A 22,649-nucleotide genomic window follows, 5' to 3' on the forward strand; every position below is an offset into this window, starting at 1 on the left:
TTTTTGCTGTTCTTCTTGCTTACGTTTTTCTTCCTCTGCCACTTTTTTATCTTCTTCTATTTTTTGCTCATCTGTTGTTGCTTTTACTTTTTCTTCCTCACCTTTTACAAGCACTTAAAGCAATTACATATAAGCCCATAAGTACAGAAAATAATACTTTTTTTTACATGAAAAAATCATCCTATATATATTACAAATTAATAACTTTCATAGCATAACAAAAGTATATATATTCTTTTGTCAAAATTCGTCTTATATATTCATTTTATTATATTAAAATAAAACTTATACTTAGAAAGACAAGATTTATGATATGAATACATGAAAAAATTCATATTCCAAAATCATTTTTACAAGTGCTACTTTACGTATAAATACAAGTTTTTAACAACTATTACTATAACGAAAAGAACCTGCCACAAGACAGGTTCTTTTCGTTATTTTATGATAAAAGAGAAAATGATTAGCATGTGTATTATATAAAAGGAAGCAGCCATATTTTCCATACGATACATACGAGTACTATAACTACAAAATCAAAAAAATCTAATCTCGGACCTTTTTTCATATTCATATGTAGCCACATATGAAACCATTTTATTTTCATATATTTATGAATGTTTTTCTTGGCAAATCGGTAAATAAGCATTTGCATGATAAAAAATCCGGCCACAAAAATAAATAATAAGATGAGAAATCCAATCACAAAATTCCTCCTATTTTTGTAGCGTTTTTTCTACTATCCGATTTTTCAAAACCCACTCTTCAAACTGGGCACTTCCAAATTCCCAGCTAAGATCGCGAGCATGTACAGAAAAAACGTAATGACCAGCATATTCGTCCATAAACCTCCCTAACTCTACATCGTCTTTCTGAATACCGTATACTCCAAAATTAAAATACACATCCCATACGTCTTCATTCTTCCTCTTATAAGCAATCGATTCCATGTCGCATTCTGTCCCAAAATAATCAAGATGTAAATGTACGCTATCATCGTATTCGTACTCCATTTTATCACCCCTTATATTTGTACTTCTTTACCATCCAAAAAATTCCTGCTATCTACACTCACATATAGGCACTTACCTACATATCATGCTTGTAGAGTGACTTCTAGGAGGTGTTATATAGTGAAAAAATTAATCGCGATTTTTTGCATCATGTTACTAGCTGTTTTTACTTTTGCTGCTTGTAGTAATAAAAAAGAAGGTACGAAAGAACAAACTCAAAACATTCGTGTCGGCGAAGTTACCCATTCTCTCTTCTACGCCCCGTTATATGTCGGGATTGAAAAAGGATTTTTTAAAGATGAAGGACTAGATATTGACCTACAAACAACAGCCGGTGGCGATAAAACGATGACCGCCCTATTATCTGGCGGAATTGATATTGCTCTCGTCGGTTCTGAAACTTCTATTTACGTTCATCAACAAGGAGCGAAAGACCCTATCATTAACTTTGCACAGCTTACACAAACAGATGGGACATTTTTAGTTTCACGTAAAAAACTAGACTCTTTTAATTGGAATGACGTAAAAGGTGTTACATTTTTAGGACAGCGTAAAGGCGGCATGCCGCAAATGGTTGGGGAATACGTTTTAAAGAAAAATGGCATTGATCCTCATAAAGATACAAACTTAATTCAAAATATTGAGTTTGCTAATATTGCAAATGCCTTTGCATCTGGTACTGGAGAGTTTGTGCAGCTCTTTGAACCGACTGCAAGTATACTTGAGAAAGAAGGTAAAGGTTATATCGTCGCTTCATTCGGAAATGAATCTGGTACTGTTCCTTATACAACGTTCATGGCAAAAGAAAGTTTCTTAAAGAAAGATAAAGCTGCTGCTGAAAAGTTCACACGTGCGCTCTATAAAGCACAGCAATGGGTTGATACACATAGCCCAGAAGAGATTGCTGATGCTGTTTCTCCGCTATTTAAAGACACTTCAAAAGACATAACAATACAAGTAATTGAACGGTATAAAAAACAGCATTCTTATGCGACAAATCCACTACTAGATGCGGAAGAATGGAAACAGCTCCAAACTATTATGAAAGACGCTGGCGAATTACAAAAAGAAGTTCCACATGAAGCGCTCGTCAATACAAAAATTGCCGAAAGCGTTATTAAGAAATAGAGGCGAAGTGTATGAGTTTTTTACAAATACGTAACGTTTCTCACTGCTTTTTTGCAAAAGAGAATGCCAAACTTATTCTCGAAGATATGAGCTTACAAGTGGAAGAAGGCGAATTTATTTCTATACTCGGTCCAAGTGGTTGTGGTAAAACAACACTCCTCTCAATCATTGCTGGGCTACTTGATCCAATTGACGGTATCGTCTTTTTAGATGGTGAACCGATTACAACGAAAACTTCATCTATGGGATATATGTTGCAACAAGATTACTTATTCCCTTGGAAAACGATTGAAGAAAATATTATGCTTGGACTTCATATTCGAAAGATTTATGATGAACAGATGAAAGAACATACTTTAAATCTTTTAAAACAAGTCGGTCTACATGGGGTAGAAGGACAATATCCTCGTGAACTATCCGGCGGTATGCGTCAACGTGCCGCTCTCGTTCGAACATTAGCGACTGATCCAAAAATTTTATTACTAGATGAACCATTCTCCGCACTCGATTATCAAACGAAATTAAAACTAGAAGAACTCGTTTTCAACTTGCTAAATAAATATAAGAAAACATCACTACTTGTTACTCACGATATTGAAGAAGCGATCGCGATGAGTGATCGTATTTATTTACTGCAAGCGAATCCTGGAAAAATCGCAAAAACCTTTATCGTCCCGGAAAGTATCCGTTCTTTATCACCGTTAGAAGCACGCCATCACTACGATTTCCCAGCCCTCTTTCAAGATATATGGAAGGAGCTGGAACGACTTGGATAATATAAAACAACTACATGAACAGTTTCGAAAGAAAGAACGTAGGCGTGCTTGGATTGCTCGCTCTCTACAACTTTTACTACTTATTCTTTTCTTTGCACTATGGGAAATATCTAGCAAAAGAGAATGGATTGATCCTTTACTCTTTAGCTCTCCTTCAAGTATTTGGGATCTCTTCTTAACGAAATGGATCGACGGTTCACTTTGGGTCCACATATGGACGACATTGCTGGAAACGGGAGTAGGCTTCATTCTCGGAACAGTACTTGGTGCTATTATTGCAACGTTTCTTTGGTGGATGCCACTTCTAGCCCGCGTACTTGATCCTTATCTCGTCGTCCTAAATGCAATGCCAAAAGTTGCACTCGGTCCAATCATCATCGTTATTTTCGGTCCAAACATTTCATCTTCTATCGCAATGGGAGTAATCATTTCCATCATCATTACCATTCTCGTTATTTACAGTGCGTTTCAAGAAGTCGATTCTAACTATATAAAAGTGATGGACACATTTGGCGCAAATAAATGGCAATGTTATAAGCAAGTCGTTCTCCCTGCATCCTTTCCAGCAATTATCTCAACGTTAAAAGTAAACGTTGGTTTATCCTGGGTCGGTGTTATTTTCGGAGAACTTCTCGTTTCCAAACAAGGACTTGGCTACTTAATTAGCTACGGATTCCAAGTCTTTAACTTCACACTCGTCTTACTTAGCGTACTACTCACATGTGTTCTTGCAACTCTTATGTATGTATTTGTCGAGGCATTTGAAAAAATTCTAATTGGAAAAAGAAAAAGAAGCTGACTCAAAACAGTGCGCTATAGTCAGCTTCTTTCTTTTACCTTTTATCACACATTTTCGTTTCATTTGTAATGTTTCCATCCGCAACCGTAACTGTATGAAAACAGTCTTTCACACGTACTGTAACGACATTATCTTTTCGATCTATCACATGATAATCATTAAACTTTTCATTCAAAGCACTACGAATTTGCTCCCCTTCAAAAATCGGAAAACCGTGAGACATTACCCAAATGAGACCAGCAACAGCAAGAATCGTTTTCATACGTTTCATTACCTCCTCGAGAGTAAACTTATAGTCCCTACAACACGCGCATTATAATTGTGTCTAAATTGTGACATTTTTATACTAATTCTATTTTATACCGCCAGTTCCTTCTTCTTTTCGATAAAAATACAGAATTTTCAATTTTATCAACATGAAAAAACGTAAAGAATTAAAAATTCTTCACGCTTTACTTTAACGAAACTATATCGAACGCATAACTCACATTAGTCTCCACTTTGTTGTTCTATCGTTTTCGAAACATCATATAATCCTGACAGCACTTCCGCTCTCATTTTTACAAGCTCAGGGAACTGATGGAAGAAAGCAATTTTCTTATATTTTAACTCTGTTCCTTCTTTCACTTTTTTTGAATCTTGTAAAATGAACGCTGTAAATGTATCTGCGATATCTTCCGTTACATTTGTTGTTCCATACAGCGATACAAACTCATCATGCTTTTCTTTATAAAATTTAATTTGTGCCTCTTCACTTTCTTCTACTTGCTTTTCTGTCCACTCTTGTTCAATTGGTTTCCAAAATTCATTATAAAATTGGTTAATATACGAAGTTTTTCTCGCACATCCATTTTTCAAGAACACCGTTTTACATTTATTTCGATATGATGAAATGTCTTTCTCTTCATCAAACGCCTCTAAATATTTCCTATCCACTGGTACTTGTTTATGCCCAATCGTTAATACGTGAGCCGTTTCATGAATTAATGTTTTCATCACTTCATCTATATTCACCCCAGAATCGAGCACATCTAAACTAAGCAACCAATCTCTCGGGTCATCCATACTTGGCATGACATGAGCAACAACGCCATCATAACCATCCGTTATTAGATCAAACCCTGTTATATTCTCACGATATTTCACTGGAATGAGAGTGCGATACATGTCCCATAAAGTTTCATGATACTCTCTATCTTGCCGCTGGCTTAACAAATCATCTTTTGCTACTTCGTCATCTGCAAAAGCTTTATTCAATCTCTTACGATCCAATTTCTCAAAATAAGGATCTACAATTTCATCATCATCGATATAATAAGAAGCTAAAAAGAAATAATTGTCATCCTCTTCTTTTTTCTGTTCCGCCTCTTTCATATTCATACTTTCATACTCTTCTATGTCATAATCCTCTACTTTTTCAAGTTCTGAAAGTCCCTCTATCTTTTTATATACTTTTTGTAATGTTTTATCTCCTATTTGCGTGCACTCTTCTTCTGTTTTACAAATTTCTTTTTCTTTCGTAACCTCAATAGCACTATCGCATCCTGCAACTAAACTGCTTGCTATCATACAACACATTAACTTGCCATACAGTTTCTTCATACAATCCCCCATTATTCCATTCTACAAAATATCATAATCATTTTTTTGTGATTATGCGATAATTAATTATAAAAACTGCAAGGAGGTTTCCCATGATTCGTGCAATCTTATTCGACTTAGATGGCACACTATTAGATCGGCGCCAATCTTTAGAACAATTTATTTGTGACCAATATAATCGCTTCGCCTCACATTTGATGGGCATAGAAAAATCCGAGTATTGTTCTCGATTTCTTGAACTTGATAATAATGGCTATACGTGGAAGGGTAAAGTGTATGCTACTCTCCTTTCCGAATACAACATTACTACTTTAACGCAAGAGCAACTGCTACACGACTATATTACAAACTTCCAACATCATTGTATTTCTTTCAAAAACACGCATGAACTACTTCAACAGTTAAAACAGCGAAACATTAAAATTGGTATTATCACAAATGGTTTTACTGAATTTCAGATGAGCAACCTTCGAGCACTACATATACATACGTATACAAACACCATTCTCGTTTCAGAAACTGAAGGAATTAAAAAACCTCACCCTGAAATTTTCGAACGTGCTTTGCAAAGACTAGATGTTAAGGCAGAAGAATGTCTTTATGTTGGAGATCATCCAGAAAACGATGTGCTTGGTTCTGAACAAGTAGGGATTCTTGGTGTTTGGAAAAAAGATTCATTTTGGGGTGATTTTAAGCATTCACGTATCGTAGATGATTTATTAGAGGTTCTTTCATTTTTAGAGGTAGAGATAAAAATACAATAATAGCAAATAAATTATATCAGCGATTTACCAACAAAAAGTGACCATAATAAGAGGAGGCCGTTGCTCAAAAACGCCTCCTCTTTCTTTATTCATATACTGTAAACTGTGGTTTACTCGGATGATCTTTTACTAGCGCATCATCTGGAAACTTTGAAACTTTTTGATATAAGGCAATGTCACCGATACAACCTGCTGTTAGTAGAATTCCTAAAAATGAGAGTGGCTCCAGATTCATAGCTAATCCCAATACAATTGGCAAAATTCCAGTTGGTAAAAACGGAAGCATTAACACTTTCTTCATTTGCTTTACTGTAACCGCCTGTTTAGAATGAGCATATGCAACACCTAATTTCCAATTAACGCCCCATTTTAGTTCACTCCACGGAATACCTCCGATATAGCGAAATCCTATTAAATGTATCGCTTCATGAATACAGACGAGAACAATCATTGCAATAATAAACAGAAACATCGTTAATAATGTAACTTCAACTTGGACCCCACCTGAAAGAAATATATGCAAATAACCTATTCCAAACGACAAAGCAATTATTATAAAAAATAAAGAAAAGTTTAATTTAACCATCGAAACAGTAACAGTCGTTTCTTTTCTTTTATCCATCTTCCCCCTCCTAAAATGTAAGTATATCTTCGCAAAATTGTATAATATACCCAAAAATAACATAAAGATATATTTACATTTATTATTACATACAAAAAAAGAAACCGGCTACTTTACTTCGTAAAACAGCCGATTTCTTCTATATGTTTCATCGTACGCGCTAATACGTCATCGCGCATTATAAAGCTAAATTTTCTGTTCGTTTTAATGTTGTCAGGAATGTCTTTTAATAAAACAGACCCTTTCGTTTCTTCGTAATGCGTATGTTCTTCTACCGCACTAATTGTTGCAAAATAAATGTTTTTAATGATTATTTTGTCTTTTCCAGATACTTTATATTGTCCTAAGTAAGTTAAATCAGAAACTATGCCGCCAGTTTCTTCATGAACCTCTCGAACTGCCGCTTCTTCCGGTGTTTCCCCTAGTTCTACTTTACCACCTGGAAATTCAAGACCACGACGTAAATGATGTGTTAATAACCATTGATCCCCGTACCGGCATACAACCCAAACATGCTTTGGCTCAGGAGAAAATGGATAACGTTCAAACGATAATTGTACAGTGTTGTGGTAATAATCTTTAAATTTGTACATGCCATTACTCCCCTATTGATGGTTACAAGTTTTTCCTACCACAAATTGTAGCATATTCTCGCTTTTCTGCATAATATTATCCAATTACAATCCATTGATTATTCCCATTTGCGCGACTAATTCTTTCGTCTCATGATTTCCTAAATCGTAAATCATTTTATATGCTTTTTGTAGTTGTTCATCATATCGGTCATTATTTGAATCGTGATGATACTCAACAAATGGAACGTGGGAGCGTACAAATGAACCTAAATCTTCTACATATGCTTGATCGAAGTGCTCTCTTAATTCCGTAATTTCCTCATCATTTGCATAAATTTCAAAATTATACGTATCCGCCGTCTTCACTTGTGAAATTTGACCATTTCCTATTGATATATAATATGTTTTTTTCGTTTCCATGTAACACCCTTCTTTCATCCTTTTATTTTCTATTGTTTTCATCAATTACAAAATTATGTAAAATAAAGAAAAGGAGGGGTTTTATGTTCAAAATATTAATTATCGGTATTATCATCGTCCTAATCATCCTCGTACTCTCCATCATGACAATTAATAAAGGCTATGCTTATAAACATTACGTCGATAAACTAGAAGATAATCCTTATACAAAAAAGAATAAGGAGAATTCCTAATATGCTTCGTATACTCCGCATCACAATCGCACTCACTGTGTTCGTTATGTCGGCAATTGGATTATATACAGGTCAAAATAATTTTCTACCTCTTTCACAATTTCTATTAGGGGCTTTAATGTTTCTCATCGCATTTGAACAAATAAAGAAAAAGGAGGCAGCAACTGGGCTTATTTGTATTATTTCCGGTGCTTTCATTTGGATTGTTCTCATCATTAGCTATATAAAATAAAAGGAGGTACATGCATGCTAAAAGGAGTACGGATTACTTTATCACTTATTGCTTTATGTATAGCAATCTATAGTTTCTTTACTAGTAATAGAGAAATTATGCCTTATATGTTCATCTTTTTAGGGATGATGGCTTTCGTTATTAGTATAGAGGAAATCTTAAAGCAGCAAAAAGGTGGTAGTATACTTGCTCTGTTAGCAGGAGCTGGTGCTTTATTTCTTGGCTTCTCAGAAATATTTCGATAAATAGTCCCTTTAAAGGAGGTATACAATGCTAACTGGATTACGCTATTTTTTCATGCTTCTCACACTCTCTCTTTGCACTTATTCTCTTGCTACCGACAACTTCACACTTCTCCCATACATGCAATTTGCTCTCAGTTGTTTCTTTATTCTTCTAGGAATTAATGAACTGAAATCCGGAAGAAAATCAATGGGTATCTCGCATTTTTTCGTTTCTAGTCTTATGCTCTTCATTGTAATATCGAACTACTTTCACTAAAGATAACATGTAATTTCCAATCACCTACTGACCATTACCTCTCACTAATTTGGATTTTTTAAACAGTTAATAAATTGGAGGATACTATGCTAACAAACCTTCGAATCTTACTATCTGCTATTGCTTTTATTCTTGCTTTTTTTAGTCTTTTTACACGAATTTCTATTCTTTTCTCTTATGTATTTATCCTTTTAAGCATCACATTTATTCTTTCGGGAGTTGCTGAAATACAACAAAAGCAAAAATCGAAAGCTATCTTTTGTTTTATAGTTGGGATAATCACTTTCTTCGTTGGGATTTCTGACATACTTCCATAAAAAAGAAGAGCTTGTGTGCTCTTCTTTAACTCACTACTTTCAATCCAATAATCGTCCCCATAATCCCAACAATACAAATAATTCGAAAAGCGTTTTTAGGTTCTTGAAAAAATAAAATACCGACAACTGCTGCCCCGAGCGTTCCGATTCCAGTCCAAACTGCATATGCGATCGATAACTGAATTTCTTGAAGCGCCATCGTTAAAAATTGAAAACTAATAATAAAACCACCTATTAAAATAATATTATTCGTCCAACTATTATTTTTTGCTACTTTCTTTATCCCAATTACACCGACAATTTCAAAGAGCCCAGCTATAATTAAATAGATCCATGCCACTTTATTTCACCTCTTCCTTATTCCCACTAAATTTCAATCCGATAATAAATAGTGCCAATAAGCAAACGAGGAAAATTTTGATGAGCGAAAATGGTTCTTTGAAATATAAAATATCTACCAATATCGTTCCAACTGTACCAATTCCAGTAAATACTGCATATGCCGTACCAATTGGAATTTTTTTAGTTGCTTCAATTAGTAGTTGAAAGCTCACTAAAATTGCAATGAGTGTCAAAATACTCATTGAATTTGTTTTTAATCCTGTCGCCCAATATATTTCAATTAAGCCCCCAAATACTAAATACATCCACGCCCTATTTATGCTAATCTCCTTTTTCTTTTTCACTTCTTCTTTTATCTCTTCTCTTGTTTCTTGTTTCGAAGAATTACGCTTCTTTTTCGGAAAAAGAATGTAAGACATCGCCCATATAAAATGAATAATAAGCACTGATGTCCAGACACTTGTAATCGTATTAATCGTTTCATTTTTATAAAATCCAATTTGTTTATTTAAAATCCACTCTTTCATATGAAGGAAATAGGAACCGCTTGGCAACTCTTGAGCTGGTACAAGCCCTACTATAAAAATAAATAGAATCTGTGCAAAAATGAAAATCCCCAGATGCTTATAAAAATATTGCCTCTCCATCCGCGCATGCTTAATTCCATATAGCTTCTCTTTTCCCGCGCCAGTCATTTACCCTCCTCCTTTTTTAAATAACAATCTATCATCTTTTCTATATAATTCATCGTTTCTAAATCAAGTCCGTATACTCTTGCAATCTCTCCCTCTTCAGGTTTAATTAAATCCCAATACTTATTTATTAATTGTTCATCTTCATGAAATACGTGCATTGAAAAAGCCACTACCCTTTCCGCTAACATTTGAATTTCCGGTGAATCTACTGGTTCATTTATACGCTGACGAATTTCTCTTAATACTTGTAACCATTCTTTTGTTCTTTCATCGTTTTCTTCAAGTGTTGGTAAATCCTCTATAACCTTCTGTTCTTCCTCCGTAAAATATTTTTGTCGGAAATTTTCTCTCTGCTCAATTCCCTGTACTGATTTTATGAATAACATTAAATCTTCTGTTTTAAGCTCTCCTGTTAATTCAATGGAATGAAATGCTGTATATAATAGTTTTTCTAAGTCCTTTAATCTTTTTACTTCCGCTTGTATTGTTTGAATTTCATTTTGAATTGCACTTTTCCATCTTTCTTCTGAATTCCCCTTTTCCTCTTTTAACACTTTTTTTATTTCCGAAAGCTTAAAACCAAGCTTTTTAAACGTTGTTATTTGTTGCAATGTAATTACATCATCTTTTGAATAGTAACGATATCCTGACTCAGCAACGTACGACGGTTTTAATAATCCAATTTCCTCATAATATCTAAGTGTTCTCGTCGTTACATTCGTTTCTTTTGAAATTTCACCAATGCTATACTTATCCATCGTTTCCTCCTCACGCCTTATTTATCTTCACTATAAACTTTGACGTATACGTTAAAGTCAATACTCCATTCACACAAAAAACTCCTGTTTTACAAATAAAAAACTGCCCTTTAACAGGCAGTTTTTCTTTATCCAAACACTTTCTCAAGTTCATCTTTATCTTGGCTTAGCCAGAAGTTCATTAAGCGTTGTGCTCCTTCTAAGTCATGAAGCTTCGCTTGACCACATTGCGTTTCATTTGCAGCCGGAATTTCTGTAATTTGAACCGCATCTTTTAATGTTAGTTCTAATAAATCAATGATTTCTCGAACTGTCGGTGTTCCGCTCACTACAAGATAATATCCTGTTTGGCAGCCCATCGGTGAAATATCGATAATATCAAAATGCGGATAACGATCAATATATTTACGTAAATTAAATGCTAATAAATGCTCTAACGTATGAATAACATCTGGTTTCATTGCTTGTTTATTCGGTTGGCAGAAACGAATATCAAATTTATTTACAATACCGTCACTACCTACATTGTGAACTCCGCAATGTCTTACATAAGGTGCCTTTACAATCGTATGATCTAATTCAAAGCTTTCTACTGATGGCATACAACATCTCTCCCGCTTTTAATTTAATTCCGTTATATCCAATATGATATAACGGAAATTCACATTAGTAAAGTATTATGTACAGTCGTGCTATAATACTTTAAGAGTATGCTGAAAAGGAGACCATTATGAAACAGATTTTTATTGGGATTATACGCTTTTATCAAAAGTTCATTTCTCCGATGACACCACCAACATGCCGCTTTTATCCAACTTGTTCTCATTACGGATTAGAGGCGTTTCAAAAACATGGTGCACTCAAAGGTTTTTGGCTTACTTGTAAGCGTATATTAAAATGTCACCCTTTCCACCCGGGAGGATTTGATCCTGTCCCAGATAAAAAGGATGACAAAGTAAATTCTTAATTGTCGTAACCATTCACAACTAAATCTAATTTTCCTGTATCAGGATCTATAACAAGACCGTGAACAGGTACTTCTTCTGGAAGTAATGGATGGTTGCGAAGTATTGATACACTATGTTCTACACTTTCTTCTACACTAGAGAACCCTTGTAAGAATCTTTCTAAATCGATTCCAGAATAACGGAGTGTATCTAATTTCTCATTTGTTATACCGCGCTCTTTCATCTTCTCAATTGTACTGCTTGCCTGAATTTTTGCCATACCGCAATCGTGGTGACCAACTACACAAACTTCATCAGCACCAAGTTCATATACAGCAACTAAAATACTACGCATAATACTTCCGAATGGATGTGAGATAACAGCTCCTGCTACTTTAATAATTTTCACATCACCGTTACGCATATTCATTGCTTTTGGTAATAATTCAACAAGACGAGTATCCATACAAGAGATAATTACCATTTTTTTATTCGGGAATTTTCCCGTTTCATACTCTTCGTATCTTTTCTCTTCAACAAATTTTTCATTGTATTGTAAAATCTCTTCTAATGACTTCATAGTAAAAAACCCTCTTTTCTCTCATTTACATTACTTATATAGTGTACCAAAATATGAAAAACTCAAAAAGGATATCGCTTTATAGTAAAAATAGGATATTTTCAGATAATCGACATAATTCTTTCAAAATATACACACACCTTTGTAACAAGTCCCCTCTATTTCAAACGTATTTTCACTATAAACTGATTGTAGATAATGTAAAAAAGGAGTGAATATTCATTATGTCCGACGTTCTGTTACTGAGTCGTTTTCAATTTGCAATTACTATTTTTTATCACTTTTTATTTGTACCTTTGACAATCGGACTTGTCATTTTAGTAGCATGTATGGAAACTCAATACGCCCGCACATTGAATCCAACATACCGTAAAATGGCAAATTTCTGGGGTAAATTATTTACAATTAACTTCGTAATGGGGATTATAACCGGGATTACGATGGAATTCCAATTTGGAACAAACTGGTCTGAGTACTCCAAATATATGGGAGATATTTTCGGATCACCTCTCGCAATTGAAGCACTTGTTGCCTTCTTCTTAGAATCTACTTTCATGGGAATATGGTTATTCGGTAAAGACAAAATTTCACCAAAGTTCCGTGCCTTCTGTATGTGGATGGTTGCACTTGGAACAAATATTTCCGCACTTTGGATTATTACAGCAAACGGCTTTATGCAAAACCCTGTTGGCTACGTAGTACGTAACGGCCGCGCTGAATTAAATGACTTCTGGGCACTCGTTACAAATCCATATGCTTGGAATATGTTCTTCCATACTGTCATTGGTTGTTATATCGTAGGTGCTTTCTTCGTTATGGCAATTAGTGCCTATCACTTATTACGTAAAAACGAAGTGGAATTCTTCAAAAAATCATTTAAGTTTGGTTTAATGCTAGGTTTATTCGCCGCAACAATTACACCGTTTATGGGACATCAATCTGGTGTATCAGCAGCTAAATATCAACCAGCAAAAGGAGCTGCGATGGAAGCAGTTTGGGAAACTGGAAAAGGACAAGGCTTCTCAATTGTTCAAATTCCTGATGTAAAAAATGAGAAGAACTTTGAATTCCTTACGATTCCAAAACTCGGAAGCTTCTTCTATACAAACTCATTTGATGGCGAAATTGTTGGTTTAAAAGATATTCCGAAAGATGAACGTCCAAATGTTAACCTCGTGTATTATAGCTTCCGCTTAATGGTTGCACTTGGTATGTTCTTTATGGCATTAACTTGGTACGGCTTCTATTTAAACCGAAAAGGAAAACTAGAAAACTCAAAACGTTATTTAAAAATTACAATATGGTCTGTCTTACTTCCTTATATCGCGATTAACGCAGGATGGATTGTCGCTGAAGTAGGTCGTCAACCATGGACAGTATATAAACTAATGCGTACAGCAGAATCTGTATCGCCTATATCAGTTCCACAAATTTGGTTCTCATTAATTAGTTTAATTTTGTTCTACACTTTACTTTTAATTGCAGACGTATACTTAATGCTGAAGTTCGCGAAAAAAGGACCTGCAGCATTAGAAGAACCTGCTACTGAGGGAGGTGTGGCTCATGTCTCATGATATGCTTGCAATCATCTGGTTTGGTTTATGGGGCGTGATTTGGACAGTTTACTTCATTCTTGATGGGTATGCACTTGGTAACGGAATGATTTTCCCTTTCGTTACGAAAGATCGACAAGAACGAAATCAATTACAAGAAGCAATTGGTCCATTCTGGGGCGGTAATGAAGTATGGTTAATTACAGCTGGTGGCGCAACATTTGCTGCCTTCCCAGTCACATATGCAAATATGTTTAGTTATCTCTATACACCGTTATTCTTAGTATTACTTGCACTATTTGCTCGTGCCGCTGGGCTGGAATTCATGCATAAAGATGATTCACCGATTTGGCAAAAAACTTGTAAATGGGCATTTGCAATTGGGAGTTTTTTAATTGCTTTCCTATTCGGTGTTACGTTCGCTAATCTTTATTACGGACTACAAATCGGAAAAAATGGTTATGAAGGAAATTTACTTAGCTTATTAAACCATTACGGTATTTTAGGAGGATTGTTCTTCACTGCTATATTTGTCGTATCCGGTGCCCTTTGGGTCATGATTAAAACGACTGGTGAAGTATCCGACCGTGCTTATAAAATCGCGAGACCGTTTTCAATGGCAGCAGCTATTATTTTAGCTATCTTCTATGTAGCAACTGCTAATCGGACAAACTTGTTCCAAAACTTTACGGAATATCCGGTACTATTCATTCTTCCAGTACTTGCAATGTTAATGAGTGTACTCGCACTTATTATGGTGTACAAACATAAAATTGGCCTTGCATTCACATTCGTTTGCCTAACAATCGCAATGTTTATGACAACTGGCTTTGCAGGTATGTTCCCAAGAATGTTACCATCTCGTATTAACGATGCATACAGTACAACGTTATACAACGCAGCTGGTAGTCAATTAAACTTAAAGATTATGTTCTTCGTTGCAATGGTCATGGTACCAATCGTTATTGGATATCAGCTTTGGAGCTACAGTATCTTTAAAAATAAAATTCATAAAGACTCTGCTAAAGGGTATCACTAAAATAAAAAAAGACACTTCGGTTGAAGTGTCTTTTTTATACGTATGATTTTTAATAAGATGTTATATTTCTAATCTAACAACTATAATACAGAAGAATCATTAACAGCTCACAGCTAGATTGTATCATAGGGCAACTTCATCATTTTATGCAATTTTACATATTGTGCTATAAAGTAAACTGTATCCCCTGATCATTCACATCATTATCCCATACATCAGCTGTACTAATTCCGCTAAACGTTTGTACTTTCATTCCTGTATTTGATGATCCCGATCCATTGTAAGCTTTCGTCTTTTCAATCGGCTGTACGTTATATTTATCACCTACATTAATTGTTCCATTGCAGTTTTCAATAATAACACCTTCCACAACTGCTGGCATTTTGTCACCCACTTTCATTTCTTTACTTTTATTTTATGAAAATCGCCTAGAAAAATAGCATGTTTTAATAAGAAAAAGCACTCAAATTGAGTGCTTTTTCCTTAAGCATAAAGACAAGTTTGGAGACAGTTGACTTCTTCAAAATTTTATTAGGGGTAATATTTTGAAAAAGAAAGCCTTTCATATGTAGGTTAACACCACTGGAATATATAGTAAATTGATAATATTTATACGGAAGATTGCTAATGTTTAGTATAGATAGTTTACACTATGCTAACAGTGAAAACTATCTATACTAATAAAAAAAAAGTGCCTTCAAAGAAGCCACCTTTCAAAAACAGACACTATAAAACAGAATTATTTATTGTTATACGATTGTTAGATACAAAAAGTAGAGGGAAATGTTTGTATTAAATTCTGCTTTATAAAGTCTGTCTACAACTTATATTGTAATCCTCTTCATTTGAAAAAAAATATAATATGCACAATTACATACAAAAAGAAAAAGCACTCTACTGAGTGCCTCTTCAACCATTTTACTTTTAATATATCGCTTTGAATATATTGTAACATATGTATCCATATATTTTATTGAGAAAATTCAAAATCCTTTTTCTTTCATTTTTACTTATATAATCATGTAATATAAAAGGTATGTCAAATTCTTATACAAGTTGAGGTGTACTATATTTATGCTGTATTTTGGAATTATTCCTCTTATATTGTTTATTATTTTTCTTATCTCGTATTTAAAAGATCCGCGGAAAATAATAAACGGCTTTTTATTTAATGCCTTTATCTGTTCATTTCTATTATTTTGCGCTATAGCCTCATTTGAGTCTGGTAATAACGATTTACATTTTATCGTTATCATCCCCATGTTAGCACTACTTGTAATGATTCCTTTTGCTATAGTCGCTTTAATGTTCGGACTCTTTCTTAATGCAAAAATTTTAATGCAACGTGAAGGAAGACGCTTCACAAACTCTTTAACTTTAATTGCTGCTTTAGGGATTTTATTCTTTATAATGCTCCCTATCATAAATCCAGCAAATTTATTCTCAGAGCATTTTCAATTTATCTTTGCTGCTATCTCTCTTATAACTATGTATTTCTTTGTGCATTTATCTAACTTCTTAAGCGCATATTTTTTATATCAATTCAACAGACCAAGACGTAATCAAGATTTCATCATCGTTCTCGGTAGCGGCTTAATTAATGATAAAGTACCACCTTTACTTGCAAGTCGTATTAATAAAGCTATCGACTTTTATTGGAAACAAGCAGCTGTGAATACACCACCAACAATTATTTTCTCTGGTGGTCAAGGTCCAGATGAAGGCCTTCCAGAAGCGGAAGCGATGCAAAATTATGCTGTTGAAAAAGGAATTCCTCTTGAACATACAGTGCAAGAAAATCGCTCTGTAAACACATATCAAAATATGTTGTTCTCTAAAGAAATTATGGATTCTTTAAAAACAGAAGGTAAGTATAGAAGTATTTTTACAACGAATAATTTCCATCTTTTCCGCGCTGGTATATATGCAAGACAAGCTGGCCTTAATAGCCAAGGAATCGGATCAAAAACTGCATTTTATTACTGGCCTAACGCAATGATTCGTGAATATGTCGCAATTGTTGTTATGGGACGTAAGCGCCATATGAAAATATGTGGAACTATTTTAGGCTTCGCTTTATTCCTAACAGTAATTAGTTTTATTGTTTCTTAATAGCTATCAAATAAAAATTCCTCTGAATGCTTTATGCACAGGGGACTTTTTTATACCTTTTTGTTCATCAAATTTAAATAAATAACGTAACAGCATACAACACATTAATTATTCCAGAAATCACTCCAACAATAGCAAATGTTTTACTCGTACCCGTCACTTTTTTGTTTAAACCCAATATAGAAAATACGATAGCTACACTACCAATAAGCCCCCATAAGTTTATAAACCAAGATATTAATCCAGTGATGAAACCGACTAAAGAAAAAATTTCTATACTACTATTAGAACTGCTATTCGGAAAACTTCCCCCTACCGTTTTATAGCTAAGACTCTCCCCGCACTGCCCGCAAAACTTGTTGCCCTCGTTCGTTTCATTTCCACATTTCGTACAGTATCCCACATAACCCCCTCCCTAAGGTTAGTGCCCCAAATGTATATATCCATACTATTCATTCTACTTTTTCATATTAAAATTATGACCACTCTCTAATCTTCTACAGTTGTATTTAAAATAATAATATGGTCATAATATTCCCTGCATACATCCATTAAAGGAGAATTTTTTCAAATTAAATGTTAAAATAAAATTTAGGTGTGAATTATGTAACAAACAAGAAACTAGTTTGAAACGAGGAAATTATATGGAGAAAATTATCAAAAACAAGCCCAATAAGCTAAAAATTGCTTCGAAAGCTTTGATGATTATTATTGGGGCATTTATCACAGCGTACGGATTAGAAGCAGTATTAATTCCAAATAACGTATCAGACGGTGGTGTGACTGGTTTAAGTATCGTTAGTTCAAGATTATTTGGATTGCCATTAGGAGCTCTAATCGCAGTTATTAACATTCCTTTCGTTTGGTTAGGATATAAGCAAATCGGTAAAAGCTTTGCAATTTATTCTATTATTGGAATCGCTTCATTAGCAATAGGTACCGTTGTCATGCACGGAATACCAGCTATTATCGAAGGCGATACATTATTAGTTACAGTTGTTGGTGGTATTATTATCGGTTTTGGTATGGGACTAGCATTACGTAACGGTGGGGCATTAGATGGAATCGATATGCTAGCTGTATTGCTTTCTCGTAAGTTACCATTTGGAACGAGTGACCTTATTTTATTCTTAAACATGTTCGTATTTATTTTCGTATCAACGGTATTCGGCCTTCAAGGAGCTATCCTTTCGGCAATTGCTTACTTTATCGCTTCGAAAGTGATTCATATCGTTGAAGTTGGTTTAAGTGGTTCAAAAGCATTTAAAATTATCACAAAAGAGCCTGAATTAATGGTAGAAACAATTCGCGATCGTTTAGGCCGAAGTGCAACATATAACGAAGTATACGGTGGTTATTCAAGAGAGAAATTCAAAGAAATTTCTTGTGTAATTAACCGTTTAGAAGAAAGTAAAATGAAAGAACTTATTAATGAAATCGATCCACACGCCTTTATTACAGTTTATGACGTAGCAGAAGTAAAAGGCGGTAATTTCAAGAAACGTGATATTCATTAATCATTATGAAAAAGAGGGTGGGCCAACAATTTGGCACACCCTCTTCTTATTATTAAATTGCTATAGTTGTCAGTTTTTTTCAGTACGTAGATATATTTTTACTCGCCCCACCGACTCCCACGTTTAATCCACGCTACATACTTTTGAAAAGCCGTCACTTCATGTTGAAAACGCAGCGGGATATACAAAAATAAAGTGCATGTACACAGTATCCATAGAATACCTACTACAAAATGAAATTTCATTGTCGTGCTAATAAACAAGCTGAGGAATAATACAAGGAACATAATTACACTAAATCTTTTATACGTAGTCATACTATCCCCTCCTTATACTTCAATTGTACCAGTTATAAGGAATTAATTCCCATAACAAAAAAAGACCAAAAAGTAATTTACACTTTTCGGTCTCTACACTATCTTCTCTTCGTAATCTTTCCTGAACCACCGACCCTCGTTTTCGGGGGAGATGTATTCCTTGGCGGAGTTTTAATAGATGATTTCGGCTTCACATCTGATCCGCTTGAACCGCCTGGTGTTTTTGTAATTTTACCCTTGCTTCCAGTAGAGGGTGGGGGCGTCGTATTACTTCCTTTTTCAGTAATACTTCCCTTATCACCTACTGATGGTTTCGAATCTACATTATCGCCTCGCTTAATAATAGACCCTTTCCCTTCCTTCGTAATTGGAGGTGGGGTTTTCTTTTCTTCTTTCGTAGGTGGTCTCTCTGGAATGACTGGTTTATGATTTTGTCTGTCGTTATATCCTCGATAATCACCGTATGATGATTTTCGTGAACCAAATATATCGTTTAATATGCTACCCATAATATATCCTTGCAAGAAGGACGGTTGATAATTTTGACGGACAAATTCTTTATTACTTATTTCAATTAACGTATCCGATGGTTTCTCTTTATCCTTTTGCAAGTTATAAATCTTGTCAGAATAAACGAGGAACATTTGATTTTCGTCTTCTTTAGATGCTTGCTTCGGTTCTCTTTCGTTAATGAGTTCCTTCGCTACTTCAGGAACTGACCGATTGGCGGCCCTATACACGTAAGATTCTTGTTTACCTTCCTTGGCGACAGACTCAAGTGGATAACGGTCTTGAATCGACTTTGTCTGCCCGCCTTGACAACCTGATAAGGCATAACCAGCAACAACAAGTAATATAACGATAGCAAGTATAGGGATCACAAACGATTTAATCATGGTAAACAATCGGTTTGACATGATTACGCCCCCTTACGTTGCTCTTATAATTTGTACATCAGCAGGAATGATTGCTTCTCCCTCATACATCATTGTGCGACCATTTTGCCATTCAATACGCAATAATTTTCGATTATCTGATTGGAATTCCCATACGTACTGTTCCTCTGAAGCTGAGAATGGTGTTTTCCCCATCACAACAACACGTCCGTTATATTGTTCTTCCATATGGTACTCAGTATCATCCATTTCAATTGTCGTCGGAATTTCATCAATTGAATCTAAGCGACCATCAATTGGAGTATATAATTTGTAATACGTATTTTCACGATCTTCAATTTTTAAATAACGAATATCTTTTCCATCTTGCAGTGTTAAAACAATTTCTTTACGAGAATGCATACTCGTTTTCCCAGTCAATTCGTACATAACTAATGAAACTTCAATCATATCGCCAGGAGCTAACGTTAAAAGACTCTTTTCCGGCTTCGGTGGCTCTGGGCTTTTCATTATATTTTTAATTCGTTTAAATAAACTCATGATCTACCCCTCCTTTTCTCTTTATAAACAAGCACCTAAAATTAGTGCACCAACAATATGTAATGATCCAGCTAACATCGCATGTGCAACGCTACCTTCTTTCGTACCTTCTTCTAAATCTAAGCCAGACATTTTCTTTAACACAAATTCGATAAACATTTCTACAACTAATAAAATAACGAAAGAAACTGCTGAAGCAAGAAGCGCCTGCCATAAGTCATTTGCTTTCGTGATTGATTGAGATAAAATGTACCCTTGTGCAAATAATTTCATAATAAAACGAGTTGTTACAGCTGTATTTCCATTTTTGATTTCTTTTAAATCATTGTATTTTGTAAAAATTGAATCAACCCACATAATTGCAAATAAAAGTACTGCACTCGCTCCAGTCCATACAAGCATGGCAACTACATTCATCCATGTCATTGCAAAACCTCCTCAAAAATATAATAGAAAACCGACATGAATTTGTTTAGACATGTCGGTTCATTTGTCTTTATTCTATATTATTTCTCATACTGCTTCATAATACGAGCCAATTCATCGTCAACAGCAGAATTTTTGTTTAAGCTTGCGAATTCATCATCTAATGACTTTTCTTTCTTATAAACTTCACCGCTTGCTTCCGCTTCAGCCTCTAATTGAAGAGCTTTCTCTTCCATACGGCTTAAACCAGCTTTTGCTGAATTTGAATCAAATCCAGACATTGCCTGATTAATATTTTTCTGTGCTTTCGCTGCATTTACACGTGCTACAAGTGTTTCACGTTTATTTTTCAGCTCTGTTAATTGCTTGCGCATTTCTTCTAGCTTAAGGCGCAGGTTATCAGCAGCAGCTTTATTTTGCTCGTAGCTTGCTTTATATTCATTCATTTTTTGCTCTGCATTTTGTTTTTCTTCTAATGCACGGCGCGCAAGATCTAAGTTATTAGCTTGAACAGCCATATGAGCTTGCTCTTCACGTTTTTTCACAAGTGCTTCTTGCTCTTCAAATAATATTTTGAATTTCTTCTCAAGTGCAATTTGAGCTGCTACACTTTTCTCAGCTTCTTGTACATCGGCTTGCATATCGCGTAAATATTGATCAGTCATCTTAACTGGATCTTCCGCTTTTTCAATTAATGAATACACATTTGACATTGTTAAATCTCTTAATCGTTTAAATACAGACATCTAAATTCCTCCTATGATAAACCTCATATTTCAAATTCACTACTTGGAAAACTGAAAAATCTCCCTTTACAGTAAAGAATATTCATTTTACAGCCTATTTGTTTATTATAACAAAACTAATATGTCCTTACATGTTATTTCCAAAATACATCCATTATAATATGACATTCTATATACAATATTGTATTTATAATATATTCTCATTATCCCTCTTTGAAATTAACTTACTTTTGTGCGATTTCACTAAATTACATAAGTGTAATGTTACTGTAAGCTAACTCGATAGTTGCATTCTGATATTTCTTATACACTAATACCAGAAGCAACAAACAAGCTTCTTCACATGTAAGCAATAATACAAAAATTGTATTTACTATAAAACATATAAAAGGAGAAATCATCATGAAAAAATTAGTAGGAATCGGATTAGCAGCAGCAATTTCATTTGGTGCATTATCAGGTTGTTCTTTATTAGGAGAGAAAGCGAACGGTTTTGTACTGTACGGCTCAGAAGAACAAGTTCAGCAAATTACAGATAAAAACAAAAAAGAAGTGAAAGAAAAAGACTTCTATAAAATGAAAATGACAACATTAGATGGTAAAAAAGTTCTTGTAATGGATAAGAAAACTGGTGAAGAACTAGTGAAAAAAGAGTTACTTAGCAAAGTTGATGAAAAAGACAACACGAAACCACTTGATAAATTACCAGCTGTAACAACAGAACAAGGTTTATTATTTGCAAAAGAAAAAGTAGAAAATGCTACACTTGATGGGGCAAAATTAAAATATGAAGGCAACACAATTATCGGAAGTGGCCGTGCATATACAGATATGTATGCGATTGTCGATGACGCAACTTACAACAGTGTAAAAGGTGATGAAAAATCTGTAGGTGTATTAAAATTTGATAAAGACCCAAGTAAAGAGTTCCCTGGTTACAAAGGCGTCGAAGCTTCTCAACTTGTAAAAATTAAAAAGTAAAACAAAAAAGCTTTGCAATTCGCAAAGCTTTTTTCTATTTATTATGAGCAATTTGTTCCATATCCGGATTACAAGTTTTCGACTGACATGACTTATTTAAAGAACATGCTGCGCATTTTCCTTTTTTACTTCTCTTTACAAAATTAACTAACGTGTATGCTGCATAACCAAAAATGATAGCTCCAATTATAATATTGACCATCATTATACATCTCCTT

The 22,649-nt window shown here is 34.5% G+C and carries 34 protein-coding genes and 1 pseudogene; 14 read left to right on the forward strand and 21 right to left on the reverse strand.

The window, feature by feature from the left end; translation table 11 throughout:
• The 3 genes and pseudogenes from MR160_RS35370 to MR160_RS23060 all read right to left on the reverse strand — a co-directional run.
• Positions 1 to 139, reverse strand: a pseudogene (locus tag MR160_RS35370) (YwbE family protein); the annotation flags it as partial.
• 336 nt (positions 140 to 475) lie between these two features.
• Positions 476 to 706, reverse strand: coding sequence for a hypothetical protein (locus tag MR160_RS23055; protein WP_000578979.1), 231 nt, complete (start codon positions 704 to 706; stop codon positions 476 to 478).
• 10 nt (positions 707 to 716) lie between these two features.
• Positions 717 to 1,013 (reverse strand): DUF3986 family protein, encoded by a 297-nt coding sequence (locus MR160_RS23060; RefSeq protein ID WP_000455579.1) that lies wholly within the window; start codon positions 1,011 to 1,013, stop codon positions 717 to 719.
• Between the two features lie 120 nt (positions 1,014 to 1,133).
• Here MR160_RS23060 and MR160_RS23065 point away from each other — a divergent pair, with 120 nt between their 5' ends.
• The 3 genes from MR160_RS23065 to MR160_RS23075 are packed head-to-tail and all read left to right on the forward strand — an operon-like array spanning position 1,134 to position 3,716.
• Positions 1,134 to 2,141 carry an ABC transporter substrate-binding protein gene (locus MR160_RS23065; protein ID WP_000733138.1) on the forward strand — a complete coding sequence of 336 codons (1,008 nt, stop codon included), beginning with the start codon at positions 1,134 to 1,136 and terminating at the stop codon, positions 2,139 to 2,141.
• A gap of 11 nt (positions 2,142 to 2,152) precedes the next feature.
• A complete protein-coding gene (locus MR160_RS23070) occupies positions 2,153 to 2,917 on the forward strand; it encodes an ABC transporter ATP-binding protein (protein ID WP_000009025.1) in 765 nt (254 codons plus the stop codon).
• Positions 2,910 to 3,716: an ABC transporter permease gene (locus tag MR160_RS23075; RefSeq protein WP_000368777.1), complete on the forward strand. Its 807-nt coding sequence runs from the start codon at positions 2,910 to 2,912 to the stop codon at positions 3,714 to 3,716. Before MR160_RS23070 ends, MR160_RS23075 begins: the two co-directional genes overlap by 8 nt.
• A 34-nt stretch (positions 3,717 to 3,750) precedes the next feature.
• Here MR160_RS23075 and MR160_RS23080 read toward each other — a convergent pair whose 3' ends face one another.
• Both MR160_RS23080 and MR160_RS23085 read right to left on the reverse strand, forming a co-directional pair.
• On the reverse strand, positions 3,751 to 3,978 hold the full coding sequence (locus MR160_RS23080; protein ID WP_000849112.1) for a hypothetical protein: 228 nt from the start codon (positions 3,976 to 3,978) through the stop codon (positions 3,751 to 3,753).
• Positions 3,979 to 4,205: 227 nt separating this feature from the next.
• Positions 4,206 to 5,318, reverse strand: coding sequence for a hypothetical protein (locus MR160_RS23085; RefSeq protein ID WP_000737816.1), 1,113 nt, complete (start codon positions 5,316 to 5,318; stop codon positions 4,206 to 4,208).
• A gap of 92 nt (positions 5,319 to 5,410) precedes the next feature.
• On the opposite strand from MR160_RS23085, the gene MR160_RS23090 reads away from it, so the two are divergent.
• The gene (locus tag MR160_RS23090) at positions 5,411 to 6,082 is read left to right on the forward strand and encodes an HAD family hydrolase (RefSeq protein WP_000617247.1); all 672 of its coding nucleotides are present in this window, start codon (positions 5,411 to 5,413) and stop codon (positions 6,080 to 6,082) included.
• A gap of 85 nt (positions 6,083 to 6,167) precedes the next feature.
• On the opposite strand, the gene MR160_RS23095 is transcribed toward MR160_RS23090, so the two are convergent.
• From MR160_RS23095 to MR160_RS23105, 3 genes are all read right to left on the reverse strand, one after another.
• The gene (locus tag MR160_RS23095) at positions 6,168 to 6,704 is read right to left on the reverse strand and encodes a DUF3267 domain-containing protein (RefSeq protein ID WP_000361285.1); all 537 of its coding nucleotides are present in this window, start codon (positions 6,702 to 6,704) and stop codon (positions 6,168 to 6,170) included.
• Between the two features lie 113 nt (positions 6,705 to 6,817).
• Positions 6,818 to 7,297, reverse strand: coding sequence for an antimutator 8-oxo-(dGTP/GTP)ase (mutTA, locus tag MR160_RS23100; RefSeq protein WP_000276385.1), 480 nt, complete (start codon positions 7,295 to 7,297; stop codon positions 6,818 to 6,820).
• Positions 7,298 to 7,381: 84 nt separating this feature from the next.
• Positions 7,382 to 7,699, reverse strand: a complete 318-nt coding sequence (locus MR160_RS23105) for a hypothetical protein (RefSeq protein ID WP_000448411.1) — start codon at positions 7,697 to 7,699, stop codon at positions 7,382 to 7,384.
• Positions 7,700 to 7,782: 83 nt separating this feature from the next.
• On the opposite strand from MR160_RS23105, the gene ytzI reads away from it, so the two are divergent.
• The 4 genes from ytzI (at position 7,783) to MR160_RS23125 (ending at position 8,982) form a co-directional block, all read left to right on the forward strand.
• Entirely contained in the window at positions 7,783 to 7,932 is a 150-nt protein-coding gene (ytzI, locus tag MR160_RS23110) for a YtzI protein (protein ID WP_000472793.1), read from the forward strand.
• A 1-nt stretch (position 7,933) separates the two neighbouring features.
• Positions 7,934 to 8,164, forward strand: a complete 231-nt coding sequence (locus tag MR160_RS23115) for a DUF3953 domain-containing protein (protein ID WP_000944462.1) — start codon at positions 7,934 to 7,936, stop codon at positions 8,162 to 8,164.
• A gap of 14 nt (positions 8,165 to 8,178) precedes the next feature.
• Complete coding sequence (locus MR160_RS23120; RefSeq protein ID WP_000912056.1) at positions 8,179 to 8,409, forward strand: DUF3953 domain-containing protein; 231 nt, start codon at positions 8,179 to 8,181, stop codon at positions 8,407 to 8,409.
• 342 nt (positions 8,410 to 8,751) lie between these two features.
• Positions 8,752 to 8,982, forward strand: a complete 231-nt coding sequence (locus tag MR160_RS23125; RefSeq protein ID WP_000957185.1) for a DUF3953 domain-containing protein — start codon at positions 8,752 to 8,754, stop codon at positions 8,980 to 8,982.
• A 25-nt stretch (positions 8,983 to 9,007) separates the two neighbouring features.
• On the opposite strand, the gene MR160_RS23130 is transcribed toward MR160_RS23125, so the two are convergent.
• The 4 genes from MR160_RS23130 to luxS form a co-directional block, all read right to left on the reverse strand.
• Complete coding sequence (locus MR160_RS23130; protein WP_000312334.1) at positions 9,008 to 9,322, reverse strand: DMT family transporter; 315 nt, start codon at positions 9,320 to 9,322, stop codon at positions 9,008 to 9,010.
• A gap of 1 nt (position 9,323) precedes the next feature.
• Positions 9,324 to 10,019 carry a DMT family transporter gene (locus tag MR160_RS23135; RefSeq protein ID WP_000145220.1) on the reverse strand — a complete coding sequence of 232 codons (696 nt, stop codon included), beginning with the start codon at positions 10,017 to 10,019 and terminating at the stop codon, positions 9,324 to 9,326.
• Positions 10,016 to 10,777, reverse strand: a complete 762-nt coding sequence (locus MR160_RS23140; RefSeq protein ID WP_000362242.1) for a MerR family transcriptional regulator — start codon at positions 10,775 to 10,777, stop codon at positions 10,016 to 10,018. Before MR160_RS23140 ends, MR160_RS23135 begins: the two co-directional genes overlap by 4 nt.
• A gap of 128 nt (positions 10,778 to 10,905) precedes the next feature.
• A complete protein-coding gene (luxS, locus tag MR160_RS23145; RefSeq protein WP_001141371.1) occupies positions 10,906 to 11,379 on the reverse strand; it encodes an S-ribosylhomocysteine lyase LuxS in 474 nt (157 codons plus the stop codon).
• Between the two features lie 128 nt (positions 11,380 to 11,507).
• Between luxS and yidD the strand changes: the two genes are divergently transcribed.
• The gene (gene yidD, locus MR160_RS23150; protein ID WP_000809334.1) at positions 11,508 to 11,744 is read left to right on the forward strand and encodes a membrane protein insertion efficiency factor YidD; all 237 of its coding nucleotides are present in this window, start codon (positions 11,508 to 11,510) and stop codon (positions 11,742 to 11,744) included.
• Here yidD and MR160_RS23155 read toward each other — a convergent pair.
• Positions 11,741 to 12,304 (reverse strand): beta-class carbonic anhydrase, encoded by a 564-nt coding sequence (locus MR160_RS23155; protein WP_000838173.1) that lies wholly within the window; start codon positions 12,302 to 12,304, stop codon positions 11,741 to 11,743. The genes yidD and MR160_RS23155 overlap by 4 nt on opposite strands.
• Positions 12,305 to 12,528: 224 nt before the next feature.
• Here MR160_RS23155 and cydA point away from each other — a divergent pair, with 224 nt between their 5' ends.
• Together cydA and cydB are read left to right on the forward strand one after the other, a co-directional pair.
• The gene (gene cydA, locus MR160_RS23160; RefSeq protein ID WP_001286166.1) at positions 12,529 to 13,878 is read left to right on the forward strand and encodes a cytochrome ubiquinol oxidase subunit I; all 1,350 of its coding nucleotides are present in this window, start codon (positions 12,529 to 12,531) and stop codon (positions 13,876 to 13,878) included.
• Positions 13,868 to 14,896, forward strand: coding sequence for a cytochrome d ubiquinol oxidase subunit II (cydB, locus tag MR160_RS23165; RefSeq protein WP_000017662.1), 1,029 nt, complete (start codon positions 13,868 to 13,870; stop codon positions 14,894 to 14,896). Before cydA ends, cydB begins: the two co-directional genes overlap by 11 nt.
• A 166-nt stretch (positions 14,897 to 15,062) precedes the next feature.
• Here cydB and MR160_RS23170 read toward each other — a convergent pair whose 3' ends face one another.
• On the reverse strand, positions 15,063 to 15,296 hold the full coding sequence (locus tag MR160_RS23170) for a spore germination protein (protein ID WP_002005871.1): 234 nt from the start codon (positions 15,294 to 15,296) through the stop codon (positions 15,063 to 15,065).
• Positions 15,297 to 15,973: 677 nt separating this feature from the next.
• Between MR160_RS23170 and MR160_RS23175 the strand changes: the two genes are divergently transcribed.
• The gene (locus MR160_RS23175; RefSeq protein WP_057187512.1) at positions 15,974 to 17,008 is read left to right on the forward strand and encodes a YdcF family protein; all 1,035 of its coding nucleotides are present in this window, start codon (positions 15,974 to 15,976) and stop codon (positions 17,006 to 17,008) included.
• A gap of 73 nt (positions 17,009 to 17,081) precedes the next feature.
• Here MR160_RS23175 and MR160_RS23180 read toward each other — a convergent pair whose 3' ends face one another.
• Positions 17,082 to 17,411 carry a zinc ribbon domain-containing protein gene (locus tag MR160_RS23180; protein ID WP_000540175.1) on the reverse strand — a complete coding sequence of 110 codons (330 nt, stop codon included), beginning with the start codon at positions 17,409 to 17,411 and terminating at the stop codon, positions 17,082 to 17,084.
• Positions 17,412 to 17,652: 241 nt separating this feature from the next.
• On the opposite strand from MR160_RS23180, the gene MR160_RS23185 reads away from it, so the two are divergent.
• A complete protein-coding gene (locus tag MR160_RS23185) occupies positions 17,653 to 18,525 on the forward strand; it encodes a YitT family protein (RefSeq protein WP_000411240.1) in 873 nt (290 codons plus the stop codon).
• Positions 18,526 to 18,623: 98 nt separating this feature from the next.
• Here MR160_RS23185 and MR160_RS23190 read toward each other — a convergent pair whose 3' ends face one another.
• The 5 genes from MR160_RS23190 to MR160_RS23210 all read right to left on the reverse strand — a co-directional run bounded on the left by MR160_RS23190 (position 18,624) and on the right by MR160_RS23210 (position 21,450).
• Positions 18,624 to 18,842 (reverse strand): hypothetical protein, encoded by a 219-nt coding sequence (locus MR160_RS23190; RefSeq protein ID WP_000214757.1) that lies wholly within the window; start codon positions 18,840 to 18,842, stop codon positions 18,624 to 18,626.
• A gap of 98 nt (positions 18,843 to 18,940) precedes the next feature.
• Complete coding sequence (locus tag MR160_RS23195; RefSeq protein WP_000071190.1) at positions 18,941 to 19,759, reverse strand: DUF4247 domain-containing protein; 819 nt, start codon at positions 19,757 to 19,759, stop codon at positions 18,941 to 18,943.
• A gap of 12 nt (positions 19,760 to 19,771) precedes the next feature.
• Positions 19,772 to 20,278, reverse strand: a complete 507-nt coding sequence (locus MR160_RS23200) for a DUF4178 domain-containing protein (protein WP_000051750.1) — start codon at positions 20,276 to 20,278, stop codon at positions 19,772 to 19,774.
• A gap of 21 nt (positions 20,279 to 20,299) precedes the next feature.
• Positions 20,300 to 20,704 (reverse strand): DUF350 domain-containing protein, encoded by a 405-nt coding sequence (locus MR160_RS23205; protein WP_000220087.1) that lies wholly within the window; start codon positions 20,702 to 20,704, stop codon positions 20,300 to 20,302.
• Positions 20,705 to 20,784: 80 nt separating this feature from the next.
• Entirely contained in the window at positions 20,785 to 21,450 is a 666-nt protein-coding gene (locus MR160_RS23210) for a PspA/IM30 family protein (RefSeq protein WP_000110281.1), read from the reverse strand.
• Between the two features lie 402 nt (positions 21,451 to 21,852).
• On the opposite strand from MR160_RS23210, the gene MR160_RS23215 reads away from it, so the two are divergent.
• On the forward strand, positions 21,853 to 22,431 hold the full coding sequence (locus tag MR160_RS23215; RefSeq protein WP_000737467.1) for a lipoprotein BA_5634 family protein: 579 nt from the start codon (positions 21,853 to 21,855) through the stop codon (positions 22,429 to 22,431).
• 34 nt (positions 22,432 to 22,465) lie between these two features.
• On the opposite strand, the gene MR160_RS23220 is transcribed toward MR160_RS23215, so the two are convergent.
• On the reverse strand, positions 22,466 to 22,636 hold the full coding sequence (locus MR160_RS23220) for a FeoB-associated Cys-rich membrane protein (RefSeq protein WP_000989591.1): 171 nt from the start codon (positions 22,634 to 22,636) through the stop codon (positions 22,466 to 22,468).
• Between the last annotated feature and the right edge of the window lie 13 nt (positions 22,637 to 22,649).

Source organism: Bacillus cereus group sp. BfR-BA-01382 (genome assembly GCF_022663475.1).
GTDB lineage: Bacteria > Bacillota > Bacilli > Bacillales > Bacillaceae_G > Bacillus_A > Bacillus_A thuringiensis_S.